Raw genomic sequence first — 1,162 nt, forward strand, 5'->3', positions numbered from 1 at the left:
CCTGGTGCTGCGGGCGGGACAGACTGTTTGAACGAAAAAAGAAAAATCATTTATAATGAATGAGGCAAACAAATATTTTGCTAAAGGTTGGGGACGATCGTGAAATTGTATGACTCGATTTTAGATTTGATTGGCGGCACGCCGATTGTAAAGTTGCAGCGTCTTCCTGACCCGGACGGCGCGGATGTGTATATGAAGCTTGAATCGTTCAATCCGGGCGGCAGCGTCAAAGACCGGCCCGCTTGGGAAATGATCCGCCGCGCCGAGGCGGAAGGGAAAATTGCACCGGGAAAAAGCACGATCATTGAACCGACGTCCGGCAACACCGGCATCGGCCTGGCCATGGTGTGCGCCGCCAGAGGTTACCGTTGCATCATTACGATGCCCGACAATGCGACGGTCGAACGGGTGAAAATTTTAAAGGCGTACGGAGCCGAAGTCTATTTGACGCCGGCGGAGAAGCGGATGCAAGGGGCGATCGATGAGGCAAACCGGCTTGCTGGCGAAATCCCTGACAGCTTTATTCCGATGCAGTTTGAAAATCCGGCCAATCCGGATGCACACCGGCATACAACAGCGGTGGAAATTTATGAAGCGTTTGATGGACGGCTCGATGCGTTCGTGTTAACCGCCGGCACCGGCGGGACGGTGACCGGAACAGGGGAGGAGCTGAAAAAACGCATCCCGAATTTGCGCATTTACGTCGTTGAACCGTACGGTTCGCCTGTGTTGTCGGGCGGCAAGCCGGGGCCGCACAAAATTCCCGGCACGGGTCCGGGGTTTATCCCGAAAATTTTAAATCGCTCGATTTATGATGACATTTTTTTGATCAAAGATGAGGATGCCCAACAGATGGCGCGCGAACTGGCGGCGAAGGAAGGCATTTTGGTCGGCGCTTCGGCCGCTGCCAGTGCCTATTACGCCATCAAAGTGGCGAAACAGCTCCCCAAAGGCGCCCGCGTCCTTTGCATGGCGCCCGATTCCGGCGAGCGGTATTTGTCATCCGATTTATTCGCTGATTAAGCGGACGGCGCATCGGCGAAAAAGCGAGGGCCGTTGGCTTCACTGCTCCTTGCCTTTCATGGGAAGAGAAGCATTCCTCTCTGCTAAACAGGAGAGGAATGTTTTTGTTTGGTATTTCTGATGCAATTTAAAGCTTTAA

At 53.4% G+C, this 1,162-nt stretch carries 1 protein-coding gene; it reads left to right on the plus strand.

The window, feature by feature from the left end; translation table 11 throughout:
• Positions 1 to 99 precede the first annotated feature (99 nt).
• Entirely contained in the window at positions 100 to 1,023 is a 924-nt protein-coding gene (gene cysK, locus VU18_RS06600) for a cysteine synthase A (protein ID WP_011231021.1), read from the plus strand.
• Positions 1,024 to 1,162: the final 139 nt, after the last annotated feature.

Source organism: Geobacillus sp. ZGt-1 (genome assembly GCF_001026865.1).
Taxonomy (GTDB): domain Bacteria; phylum Bacillota; class Bacilli; order Bacillales; family Anoxybacillaceae; genus Geobacillus; species Geobacillus thermoleovorans.